Below are 26,703 nucleotides of genomic sequence, written 5' to 3'. Positions count from 1 at the left end.
ACATGGCATGTCGCCTTTGGGCTTGTGGCGCGGTGCGGGGCCGCGCCACGGTGTGCCCCGTGTCTACCGGAGGTCCCCCATGAAAACCACCACCCGCGTCTGCATCATCGGCGGCGGCGTCGTCGGCTGCTCGGTCGCCTATCACCTGACCAAGCTGGGCTGGTCGGACGTCATGCTGATCGAGCGGTCCGAGCTGACCTCGGGCTCCACCTGGCACGCGGCGGGGGGCTTTCACACGCTGAACGGCGACACCAACATGGCGGCGCTGCAGGGCTATACCATACGGCTCTACAAGGAGCTGGAGGCGATCACCGGCATGTCGTGCGGGCTGCACCATGTCGGCGGCATCACGCTGGCCGACAACCCGGCGCGGTTCGAGATGCTCAAGGCCGAGCGCGCCAAGCACCGCTACATGGGGCTGGACACGGAAATCCTCGGGCCCGAGGAAATCCACAAGCTGACCGACGGGATGGTCAACCTCGACGGCATCCTCGGCGCGCTCTACGACCCGCTCGACGGGCACCTCGACCCCTCGGGCACGACCCACGCCTATGCGCGGGCGGCCAAGATGGGCGGGGCCGAGATCGTGCTGCACAACCGCGTGCTGGAGACCCGGCCCACCGCGGAGGGCTGGGAGGTGGTGACCGAGAAGGGCACGATCCGGTGCGAGCACCTGGTGAACGCCGCCGGATTGTGGGCGCGCGAGGTGGGCGCGATGGCGGGCGTCTACCTGCAGCTCCTGCCGATGGCGCACCAGTACCTGGTGACCGACGACATCCCCGAGATCATGGAGATCCTGAAATCCGGCCGCGAGTTCCCGCACGTGATGGACCCCGGCGGCGAAAGCTATCTCAGGCAGGAGGGCCGCGGCCTTTGCATCGGCTTCTACGAGAAGCCCTGCGAGCCCTGGGCGGTGGACGGCACGCCCTGGAATTTCGGCCACGAGCTGTTGAACGAGCAGTTCGACAAGATCGAGGATTCGGTCAATTTCGCCTACCGCCGGTTCCCCGTGCTGGAGCGCAGCGGCGTCAAGCGCGTGATCCACGGCCCCTTCACCTTCGCCCCCGACGGCAACCCGCTGATCGGGCCGGTGCCGGGGCTGCGCAACTACTGGTCGGCCTGCGCCGTCATGGCGGGCTTCAGCCAGGGCGGCGGCATGGGGCTGGCGCTCGCGCAATGGATGATCGAGGGCGAGGTGGAGCGCGACCCGCGCGGCTTCGACGTGGCGCGCTTCGGCAGCTGGACCTCGCCCGGCTACACCGTGCCCAAGGTGATCGAGAACTACCAGATGCGGTTCTCGGTGAGTTACCCCAACGAGGAACGCCCGGCCGCCCGCCCCTTCCGCACCACGCCGATGTACGAGGTGTTCGACGGCATGAACGCGGTCTGGGGGCAGCAATACGGGCTGGAGGTGGTGAACTACCACGCCCTGCCCGATGAACCCCGCTACGAGGAGCCGAGCTTCCGCCGCTCGAACGCCTGGGCGGCGACCAAGGCCGAGGTGATGGCGGTGCGCACGGGCGTCGGCATCAACGAGGTGCAGAACTTCGGCAAGTACCGCGTGACCGGGCCGCGGGCGCGGGCCTGGCTCGACCGGATCATGGCCGGCGCGATCCCCAAGCCCGGGCGGATGTCGCTGACGCCGATGCTGGCGCCGTCGGGCAAGATCATCGGGGATTTCACCGTCTCCTGCCTGTCCGAGACCGAGTTCCAGCTGACCGCCAGCTACGGCGCGCAGGGCTGGCACATGCGCTGGTTCGAGCAGAACGCCGAGGACGGCGTGCGGGTCGAGAACATCTCGGACGCACGGTCGGGCTTCCAGATCGCGGGGCCGCAGGCGCGAGAGCTGTTGTCGCGGGTCACCCGCAGCGATGTCAGCACCGAGGCGTTCCGCTTCATGGATGTCCGGCCCATGACCGTGGGCATGGCCAATTGCCTCGTGCAGCGGGTCAGCTACACGGGCGACCTGGGCTACGAGATCTTCACCGACCACATGAGCGTGCGGCACCTGTGGGACACGCTCTGGCCGGCGGGGCAGGACCTGGGGCTGAAACCCTTCGGGATGCGGGCGATGATGTCGCTGCGGCTTGACCGCTGGTTCGGGTCCTGGGGGCGCGAGTTCTCGCCCGACTACACGCCGGCCGAGACCGGGCTCGACCGCTTCATCCGCTGGAACAAGCCCGCCGACTGGATCGGCAAGCAGGCCGCGCTGGCGGCAAAGGCCGCCGGGCCCGCGCGTCGTCTGGCCAGCTTCGTGGTCGACGCGGCCGAGGCCGACGTGGTGGCGTGGGAGCCGATCTGGCTCGACGGCACGGTCGCGGGGTTCTGCACCTCGGGCGGCTATTCGCACTGGACCGGGCAGTCGGCGGCGATGGGCTTCCTGCCCGCCGACCGGGTGGTGGACGGGCTGGAGGTGGAGATCGAGATCCTGGGCGAACGCCGACCCGCGCGGGTGGTCACGGCGCCGCTCTGGGACGATCCGCGGATGCGGGCGTGACCCACGGACGGCGCGCCGTAAAGGCGCACCTTGACCCATCCCCCTTCCCCCTGCCCTGATGCGTCCATGACCGCCACCCTCCTCCTTCTCGCCGCCGGTTCCTCCTCCCGCATGAAGGGCCGCGACAAGCTGCTGGAGGACATGGGCGGCGAGCCGCTCCTGCGCCTCATGGCCCGCCGCGCGACCAAGGCGGGCGTGCCCGTCCGCGTCGTGCTCGGCCCCGCGCAGGACGCCCGCCGCGCGGCGCTCGACGGGCTGGCGGTGGAGATCGTGGAGGCGACCGGCACCGACGGCATGGCCGCCTCGATCCGCGCGGGCGTCGCGGGTCTGGCCGGCCCCGTCCTCGTCGCGCTGGCCGACATGCCCGAGATCACCGCGCAGGACCTCTACCTGATGCTGTCGCTCGGCGCGCAATCCCCCGGCACCATCCTGCGCGCGGCGACGCAGGACGGGCGGCCCGGCAACCCGGTGCTGTTCCCCGCCGACCTGGTGCCCGAGCTGGCGCAGCTGACCGGCGACGCGGGCGCGCGGGACATCCTGAAGCGCGAGGCGGCGCGCGTCGCGCTCCTGCCGCTGCAGGGCGACCGCGCGGCGGTCGACCTCGACACGCCCGAGGACTGGGCGGCCTGGCGCGCGCGCCGCGGCGGCTGACCCCCGGGAACGGAAAAGGGCGGCCGTTCTGGCCGCCCCGTCCTTGTCCATGCCGTCCGACCCCGGCGCCGCCGGGCCGGTCCGCGGCTCAGAGTTGCAGAAGCCGGGCCTCGTGCGCCTTGAGCGAGCGGCGCGCGGCGGCGTAGTCGGCGATCCCCTCCCTGGTGGCGAGATCCGGGAACAGCGCCAGGATCTCGTCCCGCACCTCGTTGCCCATCGTCCCCAGCGTCTGGTCGCCGGGCTGGAAGCTCTCGGTCCAGGCGCCGTTCGACAGAACCACCTCGTGGCGGTCGAACATGAAGTGGATGTAGGTCGTGCGCAGCGTCTCCAGCGTCTGGATCGTGCCCGCGTTGACCAGGTGCTTGGCCGCCACCAGGACCTCGCTCTCGTCGAAGTAGAGCTGGGTCCGGTCGCCCGCGATCAGCATCCGGTGCTGCGGCGAGACCACCATGTCGCGCTCGGGCAGGCCGTGGCCGAGGCTGCCGGCCTTGATCAGGATCGGCCGGAGGTTCGGCGCCTTGGCCAGCTCCTCGCGGTTCAGCGTGCGGCTGCCGACCCAGCGGATCTCCTGGATGCCGTTGTCGCGGGTGACGACGCGGTCGCCCTCGCGCAGGCTTTCCACCGGGACCTCGCCCTTCGGCGTCGCGATCAGCGTGCCGGGGGTGAAGCAGGGGATGACGTTCTCGATCTCCTTGAAGATCAGCTCGCCCGCGATCGTGGTCTGGCTGGCGTCGGTGTAGAAGATCACCTTGCCCGACTCGCCCGGCTCGCCGCCCGGATCCAGCGCATCGTCGTAGATGATCTTGAGCGGGCCGGCGCCGGACAGGTCCAGCACGTCGATGTCGCCGTCGTCGGGATCCTCGCCACCGAGGATGGTGTCGCCGATGCCTTCCTTGTAGACATCGCCGAAGATCGGATCGGTGAAGTCGCCGATCACGAAGGTGTCGTTGCCGGTGCCGCCCGACAGGCTGTCGGCGCCCTGGCCGCCGATGATCAGGTCATCGCCGCTGCCGCCGTCGATCACGTCGTCGTCGATGCCGCCGTCCAGCGTGTCGTTGCCGGCGCCGCCGAAGATGGTGTCGTTGTCATCCTCGCCGAAGACCAGGTCGTTGCCGTCGCCGGCGTCGATCAGGTCGTCGCCATTGTTCAGGATCGGGTCGTTGTTGGCCGGGTTGACGTTGTTGTCGATCAGGTTGACGAGCGGCTCGTTCTCGCCGCCGTAGATGGTGTCGTCGCCGGCACCGGACGAGATCGTGTCGTTGCCTTCGCCGCCGATGATCGAGTCGTTGCCCGAGCCGGTGGTGATGCTGTCGCGGTCATAGCCGCCGTCGACCACGTTGTTGCCGTCGCCGGCGTTGATCACGTCGTCGTCGTCACCCGTCGAGATGGTGTCGTTGCCGGCCCCGGTGGTGACCGTGTCGCGGTCGTCGTTCGGGTTCGGATCGGGGCTGCCGATGAAGGGGAAGCCCAGGTCCGGCAGGCCCTCGCCGCCCGAGACGATCAGGTTGTCGCCCTCGAGATCGGTGATCGAGTCGTTGCCCGACCCGCCGGTGAGGGTGTCGTTGCCCGCGCCGCCGTCCATGACGTCGTTGCCCGCGCCGCCGGCCAGCGTGTCCTGGCCCGCCCCGCCCTTGAGGGTGTCGTTGCCGTTGCCCCCGCTGAGCGAGTCGTTGCCGGTGCCGCCATCGAGGCTGTCGTTGCCGTCGTTGCCGTTCAGCACGTCGTTGCCGTCGCCGCCCAGCAGCACGTCGTCGCCGGTGCCGCCCGACAGCGTGTCGTTGCCGGTGCCGCCGTCCAGCGTGTCCTTGCCGGCGCCGCCCAGCAGCGAGTCGTCGCCGCCCTCGCCGTAGATCAGGTCGTCGCCGTCGCCGCCCGACAGCGTGTCGTTGCCGGGGCCGTCGAGCACGGCGGGCACGTCGAAGAACACGTCGGTGACGTTGATGCCCGAGTTGTTCGGGCCGTTCTGGCCGTGCTGGATCACGATCTTCGCGACCGGGCCGGGGATGCTGACGAGGACCGAGTATTCGGCCGAGTTGTCCGGCAGGTAGCCGCCCTTCGAGGCCGCGGTGTCGGCGCCCGGAACGGCGTCGCTGTTGCTGAGCGTGAGGTTGGCGCCCGCCGTCAGCTCCACCTCGATCGGGTTGCCCGCGGCGTCATAGGCGAAGACCCGGACAAAGCCGCTGCCGTCGATGTCGTTGATGCGGAACGACACGTTCTCGACCGGCGAGGCGTTGCTGGTGCCCGGCGTCTTGAAGTCGAGCTGGTAGGTCGCCAGCCGGCCATTGCCGCCGGTCTCGCTGGAGAAGGACGAGTTGTCGTCGATCGTCTCGGTGCCGCTGTTGATGCCGGTCACGTTCTGGTCGGTGTTCTCGAACTCGTGCTGCACGCCGGTCGAGCTGGACACGATCGAGAAGGTCACGTCGACCGACCCGGTGTTCTGGGTGAAGCCGGTGATCTTGTCGCCGTTGTCGATCGGGGCCGGCCCGTTCGGATCGGGTGCCAGATCCCACTCGAAGCTTTCGCGCACGGCGCCGTTGCCGTCGGCCTCGCCCAGCGACTGGTCGCCGTAGATCACGTCGTTGCCGGCATCGCCGGACACGCTGTCGTTGCCGCCGCCGGCATAGACGGTGTCGTTGCCGTTGCCCGCGAAAACGGTGTCGTCGCCCGAGCCCGCGTCGACCAGGTCGTCGTCGTTGCCCGCGAGGTTGTCGCCGGCGTCGATGCTGTCGCCCTCGGGGTCGCCGGTGTAGGCCGCGTCGATCAGGTCGTCGCCCGAGGTGCCCTCGACGATGTAGTCGGGGGTGGTGCCGTCGCCGAGGACGATCTTTTCCCAGTTGTGCAGCTTGAGCTCGAAGTCCTTGTGGCCGTCGCCGTCGAGGTCGAGCTTGACCTCCACATCCCGGTCATCGTCGTCGGCCGCCGTCCAGGTGCCGGCGCCGTCGGTCACGAAGCCCTCCTTCACGAGCTCCGCCTCCAGCGCCGCCAGCTCGGCGGGCGTCAGCCAGCTGACGTCGAGCCGCAGCTCGTCGGCCGGCTTCAGGTCGTCCGAGCCGTTGCCGTCCAGCTCGAGGTAGCCCAGCTGCTTCAGCTCCATCCGGTCGAAGGCGCCGACGGTGACGACATCCTTGCCGTCCTCGGACACCTCGAACTTCTCGAACACCACGCCGTCGCCGATGTCAAACTCGGTATCGGCGGCCTTCTTGAAGTCGAACTCGGTCTTGGGGCCGTTGTAGCCGTCGGCCACCGTGACATGCGGGCTCAGGTCGTCGTCGCTGTAGATCTTGAGCTTGACGTCGCTGCTGTGCGTGGGGCTTTCGGCCAGGACGATGTTGAAGTCCACCGGCGCCGGGTCATGCGGGTTCGCCTCGAACTTCACTTCGCCCTTGAGGGTCGGAGCGATGATGTAGGTCTCGCCGGGAACGACGCAGACGGTTCCCGCTGCAGTGATAGTGATCGCCATCTGTCTCACGCTCCTTTTGCCGGGCGGAACCCCCGGCTCGCCCCGTCAAGACGGGCAACATCGGTTTACTTCGAACAAGCAGGCGACCCTGCGACCCCGAGGGCGGTCCGCACGGAGACGGATCCGGGCTGAGGCATGTGCTGGCGCGGCCAGGGCGGACGCAGCAGGGCGTTCCCCTTGACCGGCACGGCCGGAATGCGGCGTGAGACGTCGAACGACGACGACCTACGGCGCACCTTTCGCCCCGCTTCCGCGGATACGTTTTCGTGCGGCCGCCCCCGTGGCCTATGCAGACATCGCCCCCCAGTCGGGCTGCCATCTGGATACCCGGAACAGGGCCGTTCCAGAAAGCGAAATCTTTCGGAAAGACGTCACGAATGTGGCGGCGGCGGCCCCATTCCGGTCCATTTCCGTCCACATCCAAGGCAGATCGTTTCGCCCGGCGCAACGCGGGCACGGCCGCCGTCCGCGCCGGTTCCGTTAACAAATGATTAAGGTTTTGGGCGGATTCCCGCCGCCGGGCGCGAAACCCGCCCTGGGGGAACCCGGGTCATTGTTCGCAACCTGGCGACGATCAACCTGTTCCGTCCCGGAAACAGTATGTCCCGTCCGCCCCGGTTTCGCCGCAATCCCGCCGCACGGGGCCCGTCAACAAAACCGGCGGCTTGCCCGATTTGTCGCCAGATCGAGATCGGCCGCGGCGAATCGCGCGGCGAGGCGGGGGTGGGAACTTGCGGAGAGGGTGGTACCCGAGGCCGGGCTCGAACCGGCAAGCCTTGCGGCGGCGGATTTTGAATCCGCTGCGTCTACCAATTCCGCCACTCGGGCAACGCTCGAGGCGATACCGAAGTCGCCCCATCGCGTCCAGCCCGAATCCTTGCCGCGGCCCGCTGGCGGGATCGTGTCGGGCCCCGGTCCGCTCGGCGCTGGTGAGCCAGGCTCCGGTTTGCTACCGATGCCGGCGATTCGAGGTGCCGCGCCCGCGCCGGGACCCCACGAGGAGACGCGCCGATGACGGCATCCGGCGACGAGCCATTCACGATTTCGCAACGGCTGCACCTGTTGGCCCAGGACGCGGAGGGCGACTCGGTCACGCTCGACTGGATCCTCGCGCAGCTGAACGAGCGCGCCTTCGGCCTCTTCCTGCTGGTGCTGGCGCTGCCCTGCTGCATCCCGTTTCTCTACGGCGTGCCGCAGATCGTCGCCCTGCCGCTGATGTTCGTCTCGGGGCAGATCCTGCTGGGCCGGGGCACGCCATGGCTGCCGGGCAGGCTTGGCGCGCGGCAGGTCGCGACATCCAGCCTCGCGGGGCTGGCGCAGCGGGCCGAGCCGTGGCTCCGGCGGATCGAGGCGGTCAGCCGCCCGCGGCTGGCCGCGCTGACGCGGCGCCCGCTGGATCAGCTGGTGGGGGTCGCGCTGGTGGTGTTCAGCGCCTCGATCCTGGTGCCGCTGCCGGGCACCAACACGGTGCCGGGCATCGCCGTGGTGATCGTGGCGATGGGCCTGCTGCAGCGCGACGGCATCCTGGTGGTCGTCGGCACGATCCTGGGCCTGGCCTGGATCGGCACGCTGCTGCTCGCGGGCGCCACCTTGGTCAGCCTGCTCCGGGCGTGGATTGGACTGTGAGGAACATATGGAACGCAAGCATCTGATCGCACTGGCGGGGCTGGGGTCGCTGGCGATGCTGCTGGGGGCCTTCGGGTTCCAGTACATCGGCGGGCTCGCGCCCTGCGCCATGTGCCTGTGGCAGCGCTGGCCGCACGCGGCCGCCATCGCGCTGGGCGCGCTGGGCGCGGCGGTGCCGCACGCGCTGGTGGCCTGGGCGGGGGCGCTGTCGATGGTGGTGAATGCCGGCATCGCGCTCCTGCACACGGGGGTCGAGCGCGCATGGTGGACGCTGAACCTCACCTGCACCGGCGGCGGCGAGGACATCGGGTCGATGGACGTCAGCGCGCTGCTCGACCCCACGCAGGGCGCCGAGATCGTGCTCTGCACCGAGGTGGCCTGGTCGATGCTGGGCCTGTCGATGGCGTCGTGGAACGGGATCGTCTGCCTGGTGCTGGCCGGCATCTGGGTCGCCGCCGCGCGGTCGCGCACCGCCTAACGCCGCGGCGCGCCCTTGCGGGTGTTCAGGAGCAGGCTCGTCTCCGAGGTCTCCACCCCGTCGAGGCGCCGGATCTCGAACAGCACCCGGTCGAGATCCTCCAGCGTGGCGGTGCCCAGTTCCACGATCAGGTCCCACTTGCCGTTGGTGGAATGCACCTGCCGCACCGCCGGGTGGCCGGTCAGGCGCAGCATCACCCGCTCCGCCCCCGGCCCCGAGATCGACAGCATCATCAGGCCCCGCACCGGCGCCTCGGCCACGTCCTGCGCGGTTTCCACCGTGAAGCCCCGGATCACGCCGGCCGCCTGAAGTTTCTCGAGCCGCGCCCGCACCGTCGCCCGCGACAGCCCGAGGAGCGCCGCGAGGTCCGACAGGGGCGCGCGCCCGTCGCGCTTCAGCGCCGCCAGCAGCTTCTGGTCGGTTTCGTCCATCCTGCGCAGCCTTGCCCGCCGTTTCGATCATTCCTCGCGCATTTCGATCACTCTGGGGCCTTCCCGTCAACCCGGATCGGCGGGCATCACTCGCGGCACACGCGCAGAGGAAAGACCCGCCATGCCCCAGCCCTGCCTCCTTCTCGGCGCCCCCGTGGACAGCGGCAAGCGCACCCGCGGCTGCCTGATGGGCCCCGCCGCCTATCGCGTCGCGGGGATCGCCGCGGCGCTGGAAAGCCTCGGCCGCCCGGTGCGCGACCTTGGCGACGTGGCGCCTGCGCCGCTGCGCCCCGCGACCTGCGGCAACCCGGTCGTCCACGCCCTGCCCGAGACCGTCGCCTGGACCGAGGCGCTGTCCGCGGCGGCGCGCGACGCCATCGCCCAGGGCTTTCCGATCTTTCTCGGCGGCGACCACGCCCTGTCGCTCGGCACCGTCTCGGGCGTCGCGGCCCATGCCGCGGCGCTCGGCCGGCCGCAGTTCGTCCTGTGGCTCGACGCCCACGCCGACATGCACACGCCCGAGACCACCGCCTCGGGCCACCTGCACGGCACGCCCGTCGCCTACCTGACCGGGCGGCCCGGCTTCGACGCCTTCCCGCCCCTGCCCGCGCCCATCCCCGAGGCCCATGTCTGCTACCTCGGCCTGCGGTCGGTCGATCCGGCCGAGCGCCGGGCGCTGGCCGCCGCGCCCTTCGACGCGCAGGACATGCGCGCCATCGACGAGACCGGCATCGCGGTGCCGCTGCGCGCCTTCCTCGCCCGCGTCGCGGCGGCGAACGGCCTGCTGCACGTGTCGCTCGACGTCGATTTCCTCGACCCCGCCATCGCGCCCGCCGTCGGCACCACCGTCCCCGGCGGCGCGACCTTCCGCGAGGCGCACCTGGTGATGGAGATGCTGCACGATTCGGGCCTCGTCACCTCGCTCGACCTCGTGGAGCTGAACCCCTTCCTCGACGAGCGCGGGCGCACCGCCTCGCTGATGGTCGACCTGACGGCCTCGCTTCTCGGCCGCACCGTGTTCGACCGCCCCACCCGCAGTTTCGCCGCCTGACGGAGCCCGCCATGACCCTCCCCGCCCCCTCCGACCGCGCCTATGTGCCCTTCGTCTCGGTCGCCACGATGATGGAGCTGATCCATGCGGTCGGCCTCGAGACCATGCTGGTCGAGCTGACCGACGCCATCGAGGCCGAGTTCCGCCGCTGGCCCGCCTTCGACAAGACGCCCCGCGTCGCCGCCCATTCGCCCGACGGGGTGATCGAGCTGATGCCGACCTCGGACGGCATCCACTACGCGTTCAAATACGTGAACGGCCACCCCAAGAACACGCGCGAGGGGTTGCAGACCGTCACCGCCTTCGGGCTGCTTGCCGACGTCGACACCGGCTACCCGATGCTCCTGTCGGAAATGACGATGCTGACGGCGCTGCGCACCGCCGCGACCTCCGCCATGGCCGCCCGGCACCTGGCGCCGCAGGGCGCGCGCGTCATGGCGATGATCGGCAACGGCGCGCAGGCCGAATTCCAGTGCCTCGCCTTCCGCGCGGTCTGCGGCATCGACACGGTGCGGCTGTGGGACATCGACCGCGCCGCGACCGACAAGGCGATGCGCAACCTCGCGGGCTCGGGCCTGACCCTCGTCCCCTGCGCCAGCGCCGAGGCCGCGGTCGAGGGCGCGCAGATCATCACCACCTGCACCGCCGACAAGCAGGCCGCCACGATCCTGACCGACAACATGGTCGGCGCGGGCGTGCACCTGAACGCCATCGGCGGTGACTGCCCCGGCAAGACCGAACTGCACCGCGACATCCTGCTGCGGTCGGACATCTTCGTGGAATACCCGCCCCAGACCCGCGTCGAGGGCGAGATCCAGCAGCTGCCCGCCGACCACCCGGTGATCGAGCTGTGGCAGGTCATCACCGGCGCGGCCCCCGGCCGGCGCGACGCGGCCGCGGTGACGCTCTTCGACAGCGTGGGCTTCGCCGTCGAGGATTTCGCGGCGCTGCGCTACATCCGCGCCAAGCTGCAGGAGACCGGGCTTTACGACCGGCTCGACCTGCTGGCCGACCCCGACGATCCGCGCGACCTCTACGGGATGCTGCAGCGCGCGCGCGCGCCCGGCCGCCCGGTCAGTGCAGCGTGAATTCCCCCGTCACGTTGCGCCATTCGCCCGGCGCGATCAGCTTGCGGTGCACGAAGCGCACCGAATGCAGCGGCCCCTCGATGGCCTTCTGCCAGTACTCGATGAAGCCGAACAGCCGCGGGTAATCCGGCGCGAGGTCGTAGTCCTGCCAGACGAAGGTGTTCAGCACGTTGCGGTAATCGGGCATGCGGTAGACCATCTCGGCGGTGGTCAGCCCGTAGCCCTTGAGCATCAGCTCGGTCTCGGTCCTTGCCATGGGGCACCTCTGGTGTTGCCTCCTCCACGGATCCAGCCTGCCACGCCGCAATTAAAAATCAATGAAAACAATTTGTTGGCAGTCGTTTCGGGTGGCTGCCAAGGACCGGCGCCCCTTGGCATTGCACCCCATATCCGGCGGGCCTATACTGCGCCGCAACAAGATATAGACGCAACGCGCGAGACAGGCGGCCCCAGTGAGCGACACCCCGGAAACCCCTGAAAACGAAGAAGATATGGGCCCCGCGCGGATGCCCCATGCCGGCCCGTCCATCGACATCGCGGCCGAGATGAAGACCTCCTTCATCGACTACGCCATGTCGGTGATCATCTCCCGCGCCATCCCCGACCTGCGCGACGGGCTGAAGCCGGTGCACCGGCGCATCCTCTTCGCGATGCACGAGACCAACAACACCCACGACAAGCCCTACCGCAAGTCCGCCCGCCCCGTGGGCGACGTGATGGGCCAGTACCACCCCCACGGCGACAGCGCGATCTACGACGCGCTGGTCCGCATGGCGCAGCCCTTCTCCATGTCGCTGCCCCTGCTGGACGGCCAGGGCAACTTCGGCTCCATGGACGGCGACAACCCCGCGGCCATGCGCTACACCGAGGTCCGCATGGCCCCGCCGGCCGCCTACATCCTGGCCGACATCGACAAGGACACCGTCGATTTCCAGGACAACTACGACGGCAAGCAGCAGGAACCGACCGTCCTGCCCGCGCGCTTCCCGAACATGCTGGTCAACGGCGCGGGCGGCATCGCGGTGGGCATGGCGACCAACATCCCGCCCCACAACCTGGGCGAGGTGATCGACGCCTGCCAGGCCCTGATCGCCAACCCCGACCTCAGCTCGGAACAGCTGATCGAATACATCCCCGCGCCCGATTTCCCGACCGGCGGCCTGATCCTCGGCCGCTCCGGCGCGCGCAAGGCGTATCTGGAGGGGCGCGGGTCGGTCATCATCCGCGCCAAGACCCACGTCGAGGAGATCCGCAAGGACCGCTTCGCCATCGTGGTCGACGAGATCCCCTACCAGGTGAACAAGGCGTCCATGATCGAGCGCATCGCGGACCTGGTGCGCGAGAAGAAGCTCGAGGGCATTTCGGGCGTCGCGGACGAAAGTGACCGCATCGGCGTGCGCGTGGTGATCGAGCTGAAGCGCGACGCCACGCCCGAGGTGGTGCTGAACCAGCTGTTCCGCTTCACCCAGATGCAGACCTCCTTCGGCTGCAACATGCTGGCCTTGAACGGCGGCCGGCCCGAGCAGCTGACGCTGCGCGGCTTCCTCACCGCCTTCCTCGACTTCCGCGAGGAGGTGGTTGCCCGCCGCACCGCGTTCGAGCTGCGCAAGGCGCGCGACCGGGCGCACGTCCTTTGCGGCCTCGCCGTGGCCGTGTCGAACGTCGACGAGGTGGTGCGTACCATCCGCGCCTCGGCCGACGCGGCGGAAGCCCGCGAAAAGCTGATGACGCGCCGCTGGCCCGCCGCGGAAATCCTGCCCTTCATCAAGCTGATCGACGACCCGACGCACACCGCGAACGAGGACGGCACCTACAACCTGTCGGAAACCCAGGCCCGCGCCATCCTCGATTTGCGCCTCCAGCGCCTGACGCAGCTGGGCGTGAAGGAGGTCACCGACGAGCTGGAAGACCTCGCCACCAAGATCAAGGACTACCTCGCCATCCTCGGGAGCCGCGAGCGCATCCTGTCGATCATCTCGGCCGAACTGGCCGAGGTGCGCGAGAAATTCGCCGTCCCCCGCCGCACCGAGATCACCGACTGGTCCGGCGACATGGAGGACGAGGACCTCATCGAGCGCGAGGACATGGTCGTCACCATCACCCAGGGCGGCTACATCAAGCGCACGCCGCTCGGCGAGTTCCGCGCCCAGAAGCGCGGCGGCAAGGGCCTGTCGGGCGGCGCGCTGAAGGAAGACGACGTGGTGACCTCGCTCTTCGTGGCGAACACCCACACGCCGCTCCTGTTCTTCACCACCGACGGCATGGTCTACAAGCTCAAGACCTGGCGCCTGCCGCAGGGCAGCCGCGCCAGCCGTGGCAAGGCGCTGGTCAACATCCTGCCGATCGAGACCGGCACCGGCATCGCCGCCGTCATGCCCGTGGACCGCGACGAGGATCACTGGGACGAGCTGCAGATCGTCTTTGCCACCTCCGAGGGCGAGGTGCGCCGCAACGCGCTGTCCGATTTCACCAACGTCATGCGCAACGGCAAGATCGCCATGCGCCTGCCCGAGGACGGCTCGGTCAGCCTGGTCAACGCCCGCATCTGCTCCGAGGCCGACGACGTGATGCTGGTCACCGCGGCCGGCCGCGCGATCCGCTTCCCCACCACCGATGTGCGCGTGTTCAAGGGCCGCGATTCGACCGGCGTGCGGGGCATCCGCCTGGCCGACGGCGACCGCGTGGTGTCGATGGCCGTGATCCGCCATTTCGAGGCCACGCCCGAGGAACGCGCCGCCTACCTCAAGCAGCGCCGCCTGATGGCCGGCGCCCCGGACGAGGAGATCGAGGCCGACGAGGACGAGGTGCAGGTCGCCGAGGGGCAGCTGTCCCCCGACCGCTACGCCGAGATGTCGGCCGCCGAGGACCTGATCCTGACCATCACCGCCGGCGGGTCGGGCAAGCTGTCGTCCTCGCACGACTACCCGGTGCGCGGCCGCGGCGGCCAGGGCGTCATGGCGATGGACAAGGCGATGCGCGGCGGCGCGCTGGTCGCGGCCTTCCCGGTCGATCTCGACGACCAGGTGATGCTCGCCACCTCCACCGGCCAGTCGATCCGGGTGCCGGTCGACGGCATCTCGTTCCGCTCGCGCTCGGCGGGGGGCGTGCGGGTGCTGAACGCCGCCGCCGGCGAAGAGGTGGTGTCGGTCGCCTGGATCGCCGACCAGGCCGAGGACGAGGCGGCGGAGGGCTGACGCGGCCCCCGCCTGTCCCGATCCCGCCACGATTGCCACGCCTTCGCCCGACGGCGCCCCGAAACCTGTCCGGAATTGCCGGAATCGGGCCGCAAATGGGCGGCAGTCTGACCTCAGGCCGGCATCCCCCCCGGGGCCCCGACATCGGGGCCGGGGCCGCCGGGCAACGCAGGCAAGGAGGCGTCCGCATGGCACAGGGCATCACGCAACCGACCGGCGTCAACGCGGCGGCGCAGGCCATCCTGCGCCTTCTCATCGCGTCCTACTTCCTAGCCGTCGCCCTGCAGCTGATCCCGGGCACCGACCTGGGGCTCCTGTTCACGCCGGTCCTGCCCGCCCCCTTCGACAGCGCGCTGGCCACCGGCATCGTCTTCATCCTCGCCTTCCTGATCATGGCGGGCACCGCGGTGCGGCTGGCCGCGCTGATGATGGCGCTGATGACCTTCTACGCCAGCTATCTGGCGATGCTGTCGCTGGGCGTCGGCGACGAGCTTGGCGCCTTCTGGCGCGACCTCGCCCTGATCGCCGCGCTCCTGCTGACCTATCCCGCAAGCGACCGCGCCGGGCGGGCCGAGCCGCGCCGCCGCCTCCAGCGCCACGTCGCGCCCCGGCGCATCCCCGGCTTTTCCATCGGCACGCTGGCCCGCCGCCCGCTGCGCCCCATGCCCGCCGTCGGCCTCGCCGCGCTGCAGGCCCAGGCCCAGCCCGTGCGCCGCATGAGCGAGGAAGCCACGATCTTCGCCCTCCGCCGGCGCCGCCACGGCGCGTCGGCCGTGGTGCCCGTGATCGACCCGCTCGACGAGGTCGACAACCTGTTCGCCGACGACGCCGGAACCCCGGCGTGACGGCAGCCGCCACCCTCTCCAGGGTGATCGAGAGAAACGCGTTCCGCCCTTGAGGTGCGGGGCGCGTTTCCGCTATTGCGGGGCCATGACAGACCGCGTGATCCAGATCATCGGCGGCGGCATGGCCGGCTCCGAGGCGGCGTGGCAGGCGGCCGAGGCCGGCGCCCGCGTCGTCCTGCACGAGATGCGCCCCGCCGTCGGCACCTTCGCCCACCGCACCGGCCACCTGGCCGAGATGGTGTGCTCCAACTCCTTCCGCTCCGACGACGACGAGCAGAACGCCGTGGGCCTCCTGCACTGGGAAATGCGCGCGGCGGGATCGTTGATCATGGCGATGGCCGACGCCCACCGCCTGCCCGCGGGCGGCGCGCTGGCCGTCGACCGCGACCCCTTCGCCGAGTCCGTGACCGCGCGGCTCCGCGCCCACCCCAACATCGAGATCCGCGCCGGCGAGATCACCGGCCTGCCCGACACCGGCCCCGCCATCATCGCCACCGGCCCCCTCACCTCGGGCGCGCTCGCGCAGGCCATCGCCGCCGAGACCGGGCAGGACGCGCTGGCCTTCTTCGACGCCATCGCCCCCATCGTCTATGCCGAAAGCATCGACATGTCGGTGGCCTGGGAACAGTCGCGCTACGACAAGGGCGAGACGCTTGAGGAACAGCGCGCCTACATCAACTGCCCGATGACCCGCGACGAGTACGAGACCTTCATCGACGCGCTCATCGCCGCCGACAAGGCCGAGTTCCACGAGGGCGAGACCGCGCAGTATTTCGACGGCTGCCTGCCGATCGAGGTGATGGCCGAACGCGGCCGCGAGACGCTGCGCCACGGGCCGATGAAGCCCGTGGGCCTGACCAACCCGCACAACCCCACCGTCAAGCCCTGGGCCGTCGTCCAGCTCCGCCGCGACAACGCGCTCGGCACGCTCTACAACATCGTGGGCTTCCAGACCAAGATGAAGTACGGCGCGCAAACCGCTGTTTTCAAGATGATTCCGGGGTTGCAGGACGCCAGCTTCGCGCGGCTGGGCGGCATCCACCGCAACACCTTCATCAACTCGCCCACGCTGCTGGACGGCCAGATGCGGCTGCGGTCCAAGCCCCATATCCGCTTCGCCGGCCAGATCACCGGGGTCGAGGGCTACGTCGAATCCGCCGCCATGGGCCTGCTCGCCGGCCGGCTGGCCGCCGCCGAGGTGCTGGGCCATTCCCTGCCGCCGGTGCCGCAGGAGACCGCGATGGGCGCGCTCGTCCACCACATCACCGGCGGCGCCGAGGCCAAGACCTTCCAGCCGATGAACGTGAACTTCGGCCTGTTCCCCCCGGTCGAAGGTTTCCGCGCCGGCCGCCGGGGCCGCGTCGACCGCTACAAGGCCTACACCGACCGCGCCAAGGCCGCCTGGACCGCCTGGCTGGCCCCGCAGCGCGCCGATGCGGCGTGATCTTCGCGCGATGCGTGAAGATCGCCCCGCAACCTCTTGCCTGACATGACGTTTCGCACCCGGTTCGCACCGTCCCCCACGGGTCCGCTGCATCTCGGCCATGCCTATTCCGCCATCCTCGCCCATGACATGGCCCGCGCCGCCGGCGGCGCCTTCCTGCTCCGCATCGACGACATCGACCAGACCCGCGCGCGGCCCGAGTGGGAGGCGCTGATCCTCGAGGATATCGCCTGGCTCGGCCTGAGCTGGGACGCGGCCCCCCGCCGCCAGTCCGACCACCTGCCCGCCTACCGCGCCGCCCTCGACCGCCTCTCCGCCATGGGCCTGACCTACCCCTGCCGCTGCTCCCGCCGCGACATCCGCGAGGCCGCCAGCGCCCCGCAGGAGGGCGCGACCCACGGCCCCGACGGCATCGTCTACCCCGGCACCTGCCGCGGCCGCCCGATGGCCGAGGCCGGCCCGGGCGACGCCATCCGCCTCGACATGGCCCGCGCGCTCGACACGCTTGCAGACCTGCCGACCCTCACCGAAACCGGCCCCGCCCATGCCGGCGCCATCCCGCTCACCCGCGATCACCTGATACACGGCATCGGCGACGCGGTGCTCGCCCGCCCCGCCATGGGCGCCTCCTACCACCTGTCGGTCGTGGTCGACGACGCGGCGCAGGCCATCACCCATGTCATCCGCGGCGAGGACCTGTTCGAGGCCGCGCAGCTGCAGGCGGTCCTCGCCTCCCTCCTCGGCCACCCCCTGCCCACCTACCACCACCACCGGCTGATCCGCGACGACCACGGCAAACGGCTGGCCAAGCGCGACGACGCGCGCGCCATCCGCCTCTACCGCGCCGAAGGGGCCACGCCGCAGGACATCCGCCGCATGGTCGGCCTCTGACGGGCTTCATCTTTCCGAAAATACGCCGGCGACCGGCCGGTCACTCGGGCGACATCAGTTCGACTTCCTGCCCGTCCCGCACCGCGGTGTAGAAACACACCCGCCGGTTGGTGTGGCAGGCCGGCCCGGTCTGGCGCACCAGCGCCAGCAGGCAATCGCGGTCGCAGTCGAGCCGGAGCTCGACCAGCTCCTGCACATGCCCCGAGCTCTCGCCCTTGACCCAGAAGGCCGCGCGCGACCGCGACCAGTAGGTCACGCGGCCCGTCTCCAGCGTGCGGGCCACGGCATCCGCATTCATCCAGGCCAGCATCAGCACCTCGCCCGTCGCCGCCTCCTGCGCGATGCAGGGGATCAGGCCGTTGGCGTCGTAGCGGAGCGTGGCGGGGTCGAAACCGGGCATGGCGGCCTCTTTGCAAAACCGGGCGTGGCCGCTACCTATAGGGGCACGGAACCAGAGGCAAACGCGATGTCCGGCGACAGCGACCTGATCAAGCTCTACTCCCAGCGCATCCTCGCGCTCGCGGCGGACATCCCGCACCGCGGCCGGCTCGAGGCGCCGCAGGCGAGCATCCGCAAGCGTGCGCCGCTCTGCGGCTCGACGGTGACCGTCGACCTCGACATGGAGGACGGCCGCATCGCCCGCTTCGCCCAGGACGTGAAGGCCTGCGCGCTCGGGCAGGCCTCGGCGGCGCTGATGGGGGCCGACATCATCGGCCGGACGCGGGCCGAGATCGAGGCCGCCCGCGACCAGCTCCGCGCCATGCTCAAGGACGGCGCGCCGCCCCCCGGCGCCCCCTTCCACGGCTTCGAGGTGCTGGAGCCCGCCCGCGACTACCGCAACCGCCACGCCTCGATCCTGCTGGCCCTCGAGGCCACCGCCGAGGCGATGCAGGAGGCCGAGCGCGCCGCCTGCGCCTGATCCCGGTCGTTCCAGGAAAAAAAACCGCCGCACCTCCGGGGGGAGGGCGGCGGCAGTCAGCGTGTCCGTCGGCAGGGCCGGCCCGGGAGGCAAACCGGGCGGGACAGAACGGGGGCGTGGCTGTTGGGGACAGAAACCACGCCCTGGCCCTGCCGGACCGCAGGCAGAAAGGGGTCAGATCAGGCCGGGCAGGTAGAGCATCCCGTAGGTGAAGGCCGCGATCGCCACGACACCCGCCGCGTCGGCCAGGATCGTGTCACGGCTGCGGGTCAGGATATCGGCGATGCGGGTCATGGCGGGCTCTCCCTTGCGTCGGTGTTAACGCTTTGTTCTCATGTTTCGGGCAATCTGTCCAGAACTTTTTGAGAACATCTGCGAACGAAAGGGGTCATCCCGCCGAAATCAGCCGTATCGCCTTGTCCTGTTCCAGCAGCCACAGCAGCACGCGCGCCGATTGCCCCTGCGGGCTCATCAGCGTGGGGTCCCGGGTCAGGAGCGTGCGCGCCGCCGACTGCGCCAGCGCCATCAGCCCGGTCTGCGCCTCGAGATCCGCGATGCGGAACCGCGGCAGGCCCGACTGCGCGGTGCCGATCAGGTCGCCGGCGCCGCGGATCGCCAGATCCTCCTCGGCGATGCGGAACCCGTCCTCGGTGTCGCGCAACACCATGAGCCGCCGCCGCGCCGTCTCGCCCAGCGGCGGGCGGTACATCAGCAGGCAGGTGGAGGCCGCCGCCCCGCGCCCGACCCGCCCGCGCAGCTGGTGCAGCTGCGCCAGGCCGAAGATCTCGGCCTGCTCGATCACCATGATCGAGGCGTTGGGCACGTCCACGCCCACCTCGATCACGGTGGTGGCCACCAGAACCCGCGTGTCGCCGCGGGCGAAGGCCTCCATCGCGGCGGTCTTGGCCTCGGGCGGCAGCTGCCCGTGCACCAGCCCCACCACCCCCTCGCCCAGCGCCGCGCGCAGCAGGCGGAACCGCTCCTCGGCCGCCGTCGCGTCGAAGCTCTCGCTCTCCTCCACCAGCGGGCAGACCCAGTAGGCCTGCCGCCCCTCGGCCACGGCCTTGCGCAGGTGATCCACCACCTCGTCCATCCGCCCCGCGGACACCAGCGCCGTCTGCACCGGCGTGCGGCCCGGCGGCTTCTCGTCCAGCACGCTCACGTCCATGTCGCCGTAGGTGGCGAGGCTCAGGGTGCGCGGGATCGGCGTCGCGGTCATCACCAGCACGTCAGCCCCCTGCCCCTTGGCCCCCAGTGCGATGCGCTGGCGCACGCCGAAGCGGTGCTGCTCGTCCACGATGGCCAGCCGCAGGTCGGCGAAGTCCACGTCCTCGACAAAGACCGCGTGGGTGCCGACGAGGATGTGGATGTCGCCGCGCTTCAGCGCCGCGAGCTTGGCCTTGCGCTCCGCCCCCTTGTCCTGGCCCGACAGCATCTCGATCACCACGCCCGCCGCCTCGGCCAGCGGCTTCAGGTTCGCGTAGTGCTGCCCGGCGAGGATCGTGGTCGGCGCCATCATCACGCCCTGCCCGCCCGCCTCGACCGCGACGAGCAGCGCGAGGAGCGCGACCAGCGTCTTGCCCGCGCCCACGTCCCCCTGCAGGAGCCGGTTCATCCGCGTCGGCGCCGCCATGTCCGCGGCGATCTCGGCCACCGCTCGGGCCTGCGCGCCGGTCGGGCGGTAGGGCAGGCTGTCGAGGACGCGCTGCCGCAACCGCCCGTCGCCCCGCGTCTCCCGCCCCTTGCCGCGCCGGGCCGAGGCGCGCGCCAGCGCCAGCGTCAGCTGGTGCGCGAAGAGCTCGTCGAAGGCCAGCCGCTCGCGCGCCGGTGCCCCGCGCGCGAGGTCAGCGGGGCCGGCGGGCGCGTGTACCGCCTCGACCGCGGCACGCCAGGCGGGCCAGCCCTTCTGGTCCATCAGCGGCAGGTCGATCCATTCGCCCAGGTGTGGCACCCGCTCCAGCGCCGACAGGACCGCGCGGCGCACCCCCTTCTGGGTCAGGCCGGCCGACAGCGGGTAGACCGGTTCGAAGGCGGGGATCTCGCCCGCCTCCTCCGGCGTCAGGATGTGGTCGGGGTGCGGCATCTGCGCGATGCCGTCGAACAGCTCGACCTTGCCCGACACCACCCGGCGGCTGCCCGTGGGCAGGATGCGCGACAGGTAATCGCCCTTGGCGTGGAAGAAGACGAGCTGGAAACTGGTCTGCGCGTCCTCCACCTCGATCCGGTAGGGCCGGCCGCGGCCCGTCGGCGGGCGGTGGCGGCCCACCGTCACCTCGACCGTCGCCATCCCCGGCAGCGCAACCTCGCGGATCGAGGCGCGGCGGCTGCGGTCGGTGCCGCCCACAGGCAGCGTCAGCACCAGGTCCTTCGGCGTCTCGACGCCCAGGCCCTTGTAATGCCTCGCGGTCTTGGGCCCGACCCCGTCCAGCGCCTCGAGCCCGGCGAAGAGCGGCCAGAGGTAGTCCGGCCGCCCCGTCTGCGGGCCCGCCTCAGCCATCGCCGATCAGGGCGAGCCAGCCGTCCTCGTCGATCGTCTCGATCCCGAGCTCCGCCGCCTTCTTGGCCTTCGACCCCGCGCCCGGCCCCGCGACCAGCAGGTCGGTCTTGGCCGACACGCTGCCCGCCACCTTGGCCCCCAGCGCCTCGGCCCGCGCCTTGGCCTCGGCGCGGGTCATCTTTTCCAGCGTGCCGGTGAAGACCACGGTCTTTCCGGCCACCGGGCTGCCCGCCGTCGCGCGGGCCGGCGGCGCCTCGACCTGCAACTGGGCCACCAGCCGGTCGACCGAGGCGCGCTCGGCGTCTTGCGTCAGCGTCGTGGTCAGCGCGACGGCCACCGCCTCGCCGATGCCGTCGATGCCGGTGATCTCGGACCAGGCCGGGCTGTCGGCCAAGTGCGGCTTGCGCGCCCTCACGTCGGGGGCGGCGGCGGCGGGCTCCTGCGCGGCGCGGTCGACGGTGTCGATGAAGGCCGCCCAGCTGCCGAAATGCCGCGCGAGATCGGCCGCGGCGACCTCGCCCACGTGGCGGATGCCGAGCGCGAAGATCAGCCGGCCGAGCCCGATGCGGCGGCGCTCGGCGATGGCGTCGAAGAGGTTGCGGGCGGATTTCTCGCCCCAGCCCTCGCGGTTCTTCAGCTGGCGCAGCCCGGTGCCGTAATTCCGTTCCAGGTCAAAGATATCCGCGGGTTCCCTGATCCAGCCGTCGGCGTAGAAGGCCTCGACCTGTTTCGACCCCAGCCCCTCGATGTCGAAGGCCTGGCGCGAGACGAAATGCTTCAACTTTTCAACGGCCTGCGCGGGGCAGATCAGGCCGCCGGTGCAGCGGCGCACGGCGTCGCCCTCCTCGCGCACGGCGTCCGAGCCGCATTCGGGGCAGGTCACGGGAAAGACGAAGGGCGCGGCGCCCTCGGGCCGACGCGACAGGTCGACATCGGCGATCTTGGGGATCACGTCGCCGGCGCGGTAGACCTGCACCCAGTCGCCGACGCGGATGTCGCGGCCGCCCCGGATCGGCTGGCCGCGGGAGTCGCGGCCGGCGATGTAGTCCTCGTTGTGGAGCGTGGCGTTGGAGACGACGACGCCGCCGACGGTGACGGGGGTCAGGCGGGCGACGGGGCTCAGCGCCCCGGTGCGGCCGACCTGGATGTCGATCGCCTCGAGCCGGGTCCAGGCGAGCTCGGCGGGGAACTTGTGCGCGATGGCCCAGCGGGGGGTGGTGGAGCGCAGGCCGAGGCGGGCCTGGAGCGCGAGGTCGTCGACCTTGTAGACGACGCCGTCGATGTCGTAGCCGAGGGTCGCGCGCCTCTCCTCGATGCCCGCGTAATGCGCGAGCATCTCGTCGAGGCTGTCGCAGCGGCGCGTCAGCGGGTTGGTCGGGAAGCCCAGCGCGGCAAGCCGCGCCACGGCCTCGGCCTGGCTGCGGCCGAGCGGCGCGGACAGCTCGCCCCAGGAATAGGCGAAGAAGCTGAGCGGGCGGGCGCGCGTGACCGCGGGGTCGAGCTGGCGCAGCGAGCCCGCCGCCGCGTTGCGCGGGTTGGCGAAGGTCTTGTCGCCCGCCGCGGCCTGCTGCGCGTTCAGCGCGGCGAAGTCGGCGTGGCGCATGTAGACCTCGCCGCGCACCTCCAGAACCGCGGGGGCGCCCTCCAGCCGTGCGGGAATGTCCTTGATCGTCAGGGCGTTGGCGGTGACGTTCTCGCCCGTCACCCCGTCGCCGCGGGTGGCGGCGCTGACCAGCCGCCCGTCCTCGTAGCGCAGCGACAGCGACAGGCCGTCGATCTTGGGCTCGGCGGTGAAGGCCAGCGGGGCCGCGTCGGGCAGGTTCAGGTAGCGGCGGATGCCGGCGACGAAATCGGCCACGTCGGCGGCGTCGAAGGCGTTGGCGAGCGACAGCATCCGCTCGGCATGGGTGACCTTGCCGAAGCCCTCGGCGGGGGCGGCACCGACCTGGGCGGTCGGGCTGTCGGGGTGCGCCAGATGGGGGAAGCGGGCCTCGATGGCGGCGGCCTCGCGCTTCAGCGCGTCGTAGTCGGCGTCGGAGAGATCAGGCGCGTCGTCCTGGTAATAGGCGCGGTTGGCGGCATCGAGCCGGCGGGTGAGCTCGGCCAGCCGGGCCGCCGCCTCGGCCTCGGAGAGCGCCGCCACGGCGGCCTCGGCGCGCTCGGTCTCCTCCGCCATGGTGCCTGTCCCCCTGCCCGGTCCCGTCCCGTTGGGTTTAGGAGGCTCGGGGCGCAATTTCCAGCCCGGCCGCGCGGCCCGCGCGCGCCGCGGCTCAGCCGTTCACGGCATAGCCGATCGCCGCCTGCCCCGGCATCGGGTCGCGCAGCACGTAGCCGCGGCCCCAGACCGTCTCGATGTAGTTGTCGCCGCCGGTGGCGACCGACAGCTTCTTGCGCAGCTTGCAGATGAAGACGTCGATGATCTTGAGCTCGGGCTCGTCCATGCCGCCGTAGAGGTGGTTGAGGAACATTTCCTTTGTCAGCGTCGTGCCCTTGCGCAGACTGAGAAGCTCCAGCATCTGGTATTCCTTGCCGGTCAGGTGGACCGTCACCCCGTCCACGTCGACCGTCTTGGCGTCGAGGTTGACCGAGATGCGCCCGGTGCGGATCACCGACTGGGCGTGGCCCTTGGAGCGGCGGATGATGGCGTGGATGCGCGCCACCAGCTCCTCGCGGTGGAAGGGCTTGGTCAGGTAGTCGTCGGCGCCGAAGCCGAAGCCCTTGAGCTTGGTCTCGGGGTCGTCGAGGCCCGACAGGATCAGGATCGGCGTGTTCACCCGGGCCGTGCGCAGCTGGCGCAGCACGTCGTGGCCGTGGATGTCGGGCAGGTTCAGGTCGAGCAGGATGATGTCGTAGTCGTAGAGCTTGGCGAGGTCGATCCCCTCCTCCCCGAGGTCGGTGGAGTAGACGTTCAGGTTCGCGTGTCTGAGCATCATCTCGATGCTGCGGGACGTCGTGGGGTCGTCTTCGACAAGCAGAACACGCATCTGAAATCTCCGAATCTCGCTATGGCCCGCCCAGATTCGGCCACAATGGTTAATTTCAAGTTACCCTTTCGGACAGGTTCAACCCCATGGCGCCCGTCACGCCCGGTAGCGTTGCAGCGCGGTCGCCCGCAGCGCCGCGACCCCGTGCTGGGCCACCGCCTCGCGCCAGGCGGCCAGTTCCTCGTCCGACAGGCCCCAGGTGGCGACGGCCTCTTCGGCGGTGATCAGCCCCGCCTCGACCGCCCGCACCACGGCGGCCTTGCGGCTGGCGACCCAGCGGCAGGTGCCGGGCGGCGGCAGGTCGGCCCGGGTCATGCTGCGCCCGTCGGGCAGGGTGACTGAGGGGGGGCCCGGGATCCGTCGGATATACATGGCCTCAGCGGTCTCCTCTGATCGGTCTGGTCCGACCACAGGTGCCCTGCCTCGCTTAATTTGCGGTAACCGCGGCGGTTGTGGATAGGCGCGTTTTTCCTATATTGCGCCGGAAACCCCCGTCTTTCCTGCCCCCTGCAAGGACATGGCCATGGCGCTCGACCGGCCCGACACGCTGAATTCGCTCGGCTTTCCCAAGCCGCCCTCGGAAACCCGGGTGGTCGTGGCCATGTCGGGCGGCGTCGATTCGTCGGTGGTGGCGGCGATGCTGGCCGAGGAGGGCTACGACGTCGTCGGCGTCACGCTGCAGCTTTACGACCACGGCGCGGCGCTGGCCAAGAAGGGCGCCTGCTGCGCCGGGCGCGACATCCACGACGCCCGCCGGGTGGCCGAGGCCATGGGCTTTCCGCATTACGTGCTGGATTACGAGAACACCTTCCGCGAAGCCGTCATCGACGAGTTCGCCGACAGCTACCTTGCGGGCGCGACGCCGGTGCCCTGCATCCGCTGCAACGAGCGCGTGAAGTTCAAGGACCTGCTGGAGACCGCCCGCGACCTCGACGCCGACTGCATGGCGACGGGCCACTACATCCAGCGCAAGATGGGTGCCGCGGGCGCGGAGCTGCACTGCGCGGCCGATGCGGGCCGCGACCAGTCGTATTTCCTGTTCTCGACCACGGCGGAACAGCTCGACTACCTGCGCTTTCCGCTCGGGCACCTGGCCTCCAAGGCCGAAACCCGGGAGCTTGCGGCGAAATACGGGCTGCCCGTGGCCGACAAGCCCGACAGCCAGGACATCTGCTTCGTGCCGAATGGCGACTATGCCGCCGTGATCGAGAAGCTGCGCCCGGGCGCGGCCGAGCCGGGCGAGATCGTGGACATGGAAGGCCGCGTCCTTGGGGAACACCGGGGCGTGATCCATTACACCATCGGCCAGCGCCGGGGCCTGGGGATCGGCGGGCTGGCCGACCCGCTCTACGTGGTGAAGCTCGACCCCGACGCCCGCCGCGTGGTCGTCGGCCCCAAGGATGCGCTCTCGACCCGGACGGTGCCGGTGCGCGAGATCAACTGGCTGGGCGACGCGCCCTTCACCTCGCGCGACAGCTGGGACATCGAGGTCAAGATCCGCTCCACCCGCCCGCCGCGGCCGGCGGTGGTGCGGCCGGTCTCGGAGACCGAGGCCGAGGTCGAGCTGCTGACCGCCGAGGAAGGCGTCAGCCCCGGCCAGGCCTGCGTGTTCTACGGCCCCGACGGCAGCCGCGTCTTCGGCGGCGGCTGGATCTGGAAGGGGCGCTGAGGGCGCGTCACACGCCGCCGTTCAGCAGGAAGGCGCGGAAGCGGATCACCTGGTGGCTGACGCGGAGCTCGATCGTCGCGCGGTCAAGCACCAGCACGCTGTCGGCCGCGCCGTCCCGCCCCTCGATCCGGTAGCCGTCGGCCCCGAACTGCGGCGGGTAGTCCCGCCAGCCCGGCCCGTAAAGCTCGGCGTCGCCGCTGCGGGTGACGGTGGCAAACCGCGCCGCCACCGCCGCCCGCGCCGCGACCTCGGGGATGATGGCGACCCGGCGCGTGTCGTCCCAGGTGATCATGCAGGCCAGCCGCGCGACGCCCGCCTCGGGCCAGGCCGTGGCGTCGTCATGGGCGGGCTGGGTCGCACCGAACAGCAGGAAGGCGGCGGGGTCGGTCAGCGCGGTGGCGGCCAGCGTGTCGCGGGTGGCGACGCCGTAGCGCGAGCAGGCGAAGATGCCGCCGGCGACGCGGCTGCCCGGCAGCGGCGCGCCGAACCGGCCCGTCAGCGACCAGAGAAAGGGATCGACGTCGCGGGCGCCGTCGGGCAGGCGCGGCATCTCGACGGTGAGGGGGCCAAGCGCCGCCTCGAGCCCGTCGCGGAACGACGCCCGGTCGCGCCAGGGCTCGGCGGCCAGTGCCAGCACGGTAGCGGGGTCCAGCACCACGGGCTCGGCCCGGGCCGGCGCGGCGAGGAACAGGGCGAGGAGGAGCGCGCGCATGGGCAGGAGCCTAGCGCGGCGGTGCGGGGCGTCCAACGGACGGCGGGCGACAGGGAGGTGCCGCAAGGTCCCCGCGCTGACGCCGCCCGAGGGGTGGTAGAGGAAGAAGGGAGAAGTGGCGCGGTTGACGGGGCTCGAACCCGCGACCCCCGGCGTGACAGGCCGGTACTCTAACCGACTGAGCTACAACCGCGCGTGAGGGTGCGTTTACGCAATCCCCGCGGCGGCGTCAATGGCACCCGGGCCGGTTTTCGCATCGCCGGTTG

21 protein-coding genes and 2 tRNA genes are annotated in these 26,703 nt (G+C 70.8%); 12 read left to right on the top strand and 11 right to left on the bottom strand.

The window, feature by feature from the left end; translation table 11 throughout:
• Positions 1-79 precede the first annotated feature (79 nt).
• Both HCU73_RS18020 and HCU73_RS18015 read left to right on the top strand, forming a co-directional pair.
• Positions 80-2,497, top strand: a complete 2,418-nt coding sequence (locus HCU73_RS18020; RefSeq protein ID WP_168624873.1) for a GcvT family protein — start codon at positions 80-82, stop codon at positions 2,495-2,497.
• A gap of 66 nt (positions 2,498-2,563) precedes the next feature.
• Positions 2,564-3,148, top strand: coding sequence for a nucleotidyltransferase family protein (locus HCU73_RS18015; protein WP_168624872.1), 585 nt, complete (start codon positions 2,564-2,566; stop codon positions 3,146-3,148).
• An 88-nt stretch (positions 3,149-3,236) separates the two neighbouring features.
• On the opposite strand, the gene HCU73_RS18010 is transcribed toward HCU73_RS18015, so the two are convergent.
• Both HCU73_RS18010 and HCU73_RS18005 read right to left on the bottom strand, forming a co-directional pair.
• The gene (locus tag HCU73_RS18010; RefSeq protein ID WP_168624871.1) at positions 3,237-6,608 is read right to left on the bottom strand and encodes a Hint domain-containing protein; all 3,372 of its coding nucleotides are present in this window, start codon (positions 6,606-6,608) and stop codon (positions 3,237-3,239) included.
• 743 nt (positions 6,609-7,351) lie between these two features.
• Positions 7,352-7,436 (bottom strand) — tRNA-Leu (locus HCU73_RS18005).
• A gap of 183 nt (positions 7,437-7,619) precedes the next feature.
• Between HCU73_RS18005 and HCU73_RS18000 the strand changes: the two genes are divergently transcribed.
• Together HCU73_RS18000 and HCU73_RS17995 are read left to right on the top strand one after the other, a co-directional pair.
• Positions 7,620-8,234: an exopolysaccharide biosynthesis protein gene (locus HCU73_RS18000; protein ID WP_168624870.1), complete on the top strand. Its 615-nt coding sequence runs from the start codon at positions 7,620-7,622 to the stop codon at positions 8,232-8,234.
• A gap of 7 nt (positions 8,235-8,241) precedes the next feature.
• Positions 8,242-8,712: a disulfide bond formation protein B gene (locus HCU73_RS17995; protein ID WP_168624869.1), complete on the top strand. Its 471-nt coding sequence runs from the start codon at positions 8,242-8,244 to the stop codon at positions 8,710-8,712.
• On the opposite strand, the gene HCU73_RS17990 is transcribed toward HCU73_RS17995, so the two are convergent.
• Positions 8,709-9,143, bottom strand: coding sequence for an Lrp/AsnC family transcriptional regulator (locus HCU73_RS17990; protein ID WP_168624868.1), 435 nt, complete (start codon positions 9,141-9,143; stop codon positions 8,709-8,711). The genes HCU73_RS17995 and HCU73_RS17990 overlap by 4 nt on opposite strands.
• Positions 9,144-9,264: 121 nt before the next feature.
• Between HCU73_RS17990 and rocF the strand changes: the two genes are divergently transcribed.
• Together rocF and HCU73_RS17980 are read left to right on the top strand one after the other, a co-directional pair.
• Positions 9,265-10,194, top strand: a complete 930-nt coding sequence (gene rocF / locus HCU73_RS17985) for an arginase (protein WP_168624867.1) — start codon at positions 9,265-9,267, stop codon at positions 10,192-10,194.
• Positions 10,195-10,205: 11 nt separating this feature from the next.
• A complete protein-coding gene (locus HCU73_RS17980) occupies positions 10,206-11,282 on the top strand; it encodes an ornithine cyclodeaminase (protein ID WP_168624866.1) in 1,077 nt (358 codons plus the stop codon).
• Here the strand turns inward: HCU73_RS17980 and HCU73_RS17975 are convergent.
• Positions 11,269-11,538 (bottom strand): usg protein, encoded by a 270-nt coding sequence (locus tag HCU73_RS17975; RefSeq protein WP_168624865.1) that lies wholly within the window; start codon positions 11,536-11,538, stop codon positions 11,269-11,271. The genes HCU73_RS17980 and HCU73_RS17975 overlap by 14 nt on opposite strands.
• 196 nt (positions 11,539-11,734) lie before the next feature.
• Between HCU73_RS17975 and gyrA the strand changes: the two genes are divergently transcribed.
• The 4 genes from gyrA (at position 11,735) to gluQRS (ending at position 17,656) form a co-directional block, all read left to right on the top strand.
• Positions 11,735-14,476, top strand: a complete 2,742-nt coding sequence (gene gyrA / locus HCU73_RS17970) for a DNA gyrase subunit A (protein WP_338052136.1) — start codon at positions 11,735-11,737, stop codon at positions 14,474-14,476.
• A 188-nt stretch (positions 14,477-14,664) separates the two neighbouring features.
• Positions 14,665-15,321, top strand: a complete 657-nt coding sequence (locus HCU73_RS17965) for a hypothetical protein (protein WP_168624864.1) — start codon at positions 14,665-14,667, stop codon at positions 15,319-15,321.
• Positions 15,322-15,406: 85 nt separating this feature from the next.
• A complete protein-coding gene (trmFO, locus tag HCU73_RS17960) occupies positions 15,407-16,765 on the top strand; it encodes a methylenetetrahydrofolate--tRNA-(uracil(54)-C(5))-methyltransferase (FADH(2)-oxidizing) TrmFO (RefSeq protein WP_168624863.1) in 1,359 nt (452 codons plus the stop codon).
• Positions 16,766-16,810: 45 nt separating this feature from the next.
• A complete protein-coding gene (gluQRS, locus tag HCU73_RS17955; RefSeq protein ID WP_168624862.1) occupies positions 16,811-17,656 on the top strand; it encodes a tRNA glutamyl-Q(34) synthetase GluQRS in 846 nt (281 codons plus the stop codon).
• A gap of 40 nt (positions 17,657-17,696) precedes the next feature.
• Here gluQRS and hisI read toward each other — a convergent pair whose 3' ends face one another.
• Complete coding sequence (gene hisI / locus HCU73_RS17950) at positions 17,697-18,056, bottom strand: phosphoribosyl-AMP cyclohydrolase (protein ID WP_168624861.1); 360 nt, start codon at positions 18,054-18,056, stop codon at positions 17,697-17,699.
• Between the two features lie 66 nt (positions 18,057-18,122).
• Here hisI and HCU73_RS17945 point away from each other — a divergent pair, with 66 nt between their 5' ends.
• Complete coding sequence (locus HCU73_RS17945; RefSeq protein ID WP_168624860.1) at positions 18,123-18,575, top strand: iron-sulfur cluster assembly scaffold protein; 453 nt, start codon at positions 18,123-18,125, stop codon at positions 18,573-18,575.
• A 388-nt stretch (positions 18,576-18,963) separates the two neighbouring features.
• Here the strand turns inward: HCU73_RS17945 and recG are convergent, their stop codons facing one another.
• The 4 genes from recG to sciP all read right to left on the bottom strand — a co-directional run bounded on the left by recG (position 18,964) and on the right by sciP (position 24,428).
• Entirely contained in the window at positions 18,964-21,072 is a 2,109-nt protein-coding gene (recG, locus tag HCU73_RS17940; RefSeq protein ID WP_168624859.1) for an ATP-dependent DNA helicase RecG, read from the bottom strand.
• A complete protein-coding gene (gene ligA, locus HCU73_RS17935; RefSeq protein WP_168624858.1) occupies positions 21,065-23,248 on the bottom strand; it encodes an NAD-dependent DNA ligase LigA in 2,184 nt (727 codons plus the stop codon). The genes recG and ligA overlap by 8 nt, the downstream gene beginning before the upstream one ends.
• A 94-nt stretch (positions 23,249-23,342) precedes the next feature.
• Positions 23,343-24,056, bottom strand: coding sequence for a response regulator transcription factor CtrA (gene ctrA / locus HCU73_RS17930; RefSeq protein ID WP_168624857.1), 714 nt, complete (start codon positions 24,054-24,056; stop codon positions 23,343-23,345).
• Between the two features lie 96 nt (positions 24,057-24,152).
• Entirely contained in the window at positions 24,153-24,428 is a 276-nt protein-coding gene (sciP, locus tag HCU73_RS17925; protein ID WP_168624856.1) for a CtrA inhibitor SciP, read from the bottom strand.
• A 151-nt stretch (positions 24,429-24,579) separates the two neighbouring features.
• Between sciP and mnmA the strand changes: the two genes are divergently transcribed.
• Positions 24,580-25,725, top strand: a complete 1,146-nt coding sequence (gene mnmA, locus HCU73_RS17920) for a tRNA 2-thiouridine(34) synthase MnmA (protein WP_168624855.1) — start codon at positions 24,580-24,582, stop codon at positions 25,723-25,725.
• Between the two features lie 7 nt (positions 25,726-25,732).
• Here mnmA and HCU73_RS17915 read toward each other — a convergent pair whose 3' ends face one another.
• Both HCU73_RS17915 and HCU73_RS17910 read right to left on the bottom strand, forming a co-directional pair.
• Positions 25,733-26,437, bottom strand: a complete 705-nt coding sequence (locus HCU73_RS17915) for a hypothetical protein (protein ID WP_168624854.1) — start codon at positions 26,435-26,437, stop codon at positions 25,733-25,735.
• A gap of 116 nt (positions 26,438-26,553) precedes the next feature.
• A tRNA-Asp gene (locus tag HCU73_RS17910) sits at positions 26,554-26,630 on the bottom strand.
• Positions 26,631-26,703: the final 73 nt, after the last annotated feature.

The sequence above is a fragment of the Roseicyclus persicicus genome (assembly GCF_012395815.1).
Lineage (GTDB): Bacteria > Pseudomonadota > Alphaproteobacteria > Rhodobacterales > Rhodobacteraceae > Roseicyclus > Roseicyclus persicicus.
The sequence above is the reverse complement of the archived record's forward strand: the minus strand, read 5'-3'. Positions and strand labels throughout refer to the sequence as shown.

Excerpts from the sequence above, each read along its gene's own strand:
- HCU73_RS18020 (WP_168624873.1), top strand. The coding sequence starts at position 80 with ATGAAAACCACCACCCGCGTCTGCATCATCGGCGGCGGCGTCGTCGGC.
- HCU73_RS18015 (WP_168624872.1), top strand. The coding sequence starts at position 2,564 with ATGACCGCCACCCTCCTCCTTCTCGCCGCCGGTTCCTCCTCCCGCATG.
- HCU73_RS18010 (WP_168624871.1), bottom strand. The coding sequence starts at position 6,608 with ATGGCGATCACTATCACTGCAGCGGGAACCGTCTGCGTCGTTCCCGGC.
- HCU73_RS18000 (WP_168624870.1), top strand. The coding sequence starts at position 7,620 with ATGACGGCATCCGGCGACGAGCCATTCACGATTTCGCAACGGCTGCAC.
- HCU73_RS17995 (WP_168624869.1), top strand. The coding sequence starts at position 8,242 with ATGGAACGCAAGCATCTGATCGCACTGGCGGGGCTGGGGTCGCTGGCG.
- HCU73_RS17990 (WP_168624868.1), bottom strand. The coding sequence starts at position 9,143 with ATGGACGAAACCGACCAGAAGCTGCTGGCGGCGCTGAAGCGCGACGGG.
- rocF (WP_168624867.1), top strand. The coding sequence starts at position 9,265 with ATGCCCCAGCCCTGCCTCCTTCTCGGCGCCCCCGTGGACAGCGGCAAG.
- HCU73_RS17980 (WP_168624866.1), top strand. The coding sequence starts at position 10,206 with ATGACCCTCCCCGCCCCCTCCGACCGCGCCTATGTGCCCTTCGTCTCG.
- HCU73_RS17975 (WP_168624865.1), bottom strand. The coding sequence starts at position 11,538 with ATGGCAAGGACCGAGACCGAGCTGATGCTCAAGGGCTACGGGCTGACC.
- HCU73_RS17965 (WP_168624864.1), top strand. The coding sequence starts at position 14,665 with ATGGCACAGGGCATCACGCAACCGACCGGCGTCAACGCGGCGGCGCAG.
- trmFO (WP_168624863.1), top strand. The coding sequence starts at position 15,407 with ATGACAGACCGCGTGATCCAGATCATCGGCGGCGGCATGGCCGGCTCC.
- gluQRS (WP_168624862.1), top strand. The coding sequence starts at position 16,811 with ATGACGTTTCGCACCCGGTTCGCACCGTCCCCCACGGGTCCGCTGCAT.
- hisI (WP_168624861.1), bottom strand. The coding sequence starts at position 18,056 with ATGCCCGGTTTCGACCCCGCCACGCTCCGCTACGACGCCAACGGCCTG.
- HCU73_RS17945 (WP_168624860.1), top strand. The coding sequence starts at position 18,123 with ATGTCCGGCGACAGCGACCTGATCAAGCTCTACTCCCAGCGCATCCTC.
- recG (WP_168624859.1), bottom strand. The coding sequence starts at position 21,072 with ATGGCTGAGGCGGGCCCGCAGACGGGGCGGCCGGACTACCTCTGGCCG.
- ligA (WP_168624858.1), bottom strand. The coding sequence starts at position 23,248 with ATGGCGGAGGAGACCGAGCGCGCCGAGGCCGCCGTGGCGGCGCTCTCC.
- ctrA (WP_168624857.1), bottom strand. The coding sequence starts at position 24,056 with ATGCGTGTTCTGCTTGTCGAAGACGACCCCACGACGTCCCGCAGCATC.
- sciP (WP_168624856.1), bottom strand. The coding sequence starts at position 24,428 with ATGTATATCCGACGGATCCCGGGCCCCCCCTCAGTCACCCTGCCCGAC.
- mnmA (WP_168624855.1), top strand. The coding sequence starts at position 24,580 with ATGGCGCTCGACCGGCCCGACACGCTGAATTCGCTCGGCTTTCCCAAG.
- HCU73_RS17915 (WP_168624854.1), bottom strand. The coding sequence starts at position 26,437 with ATGCGCGCGCTCCTCCTCGCCCTGTTCCTCGCCGCGCCGGCCCGGGCC.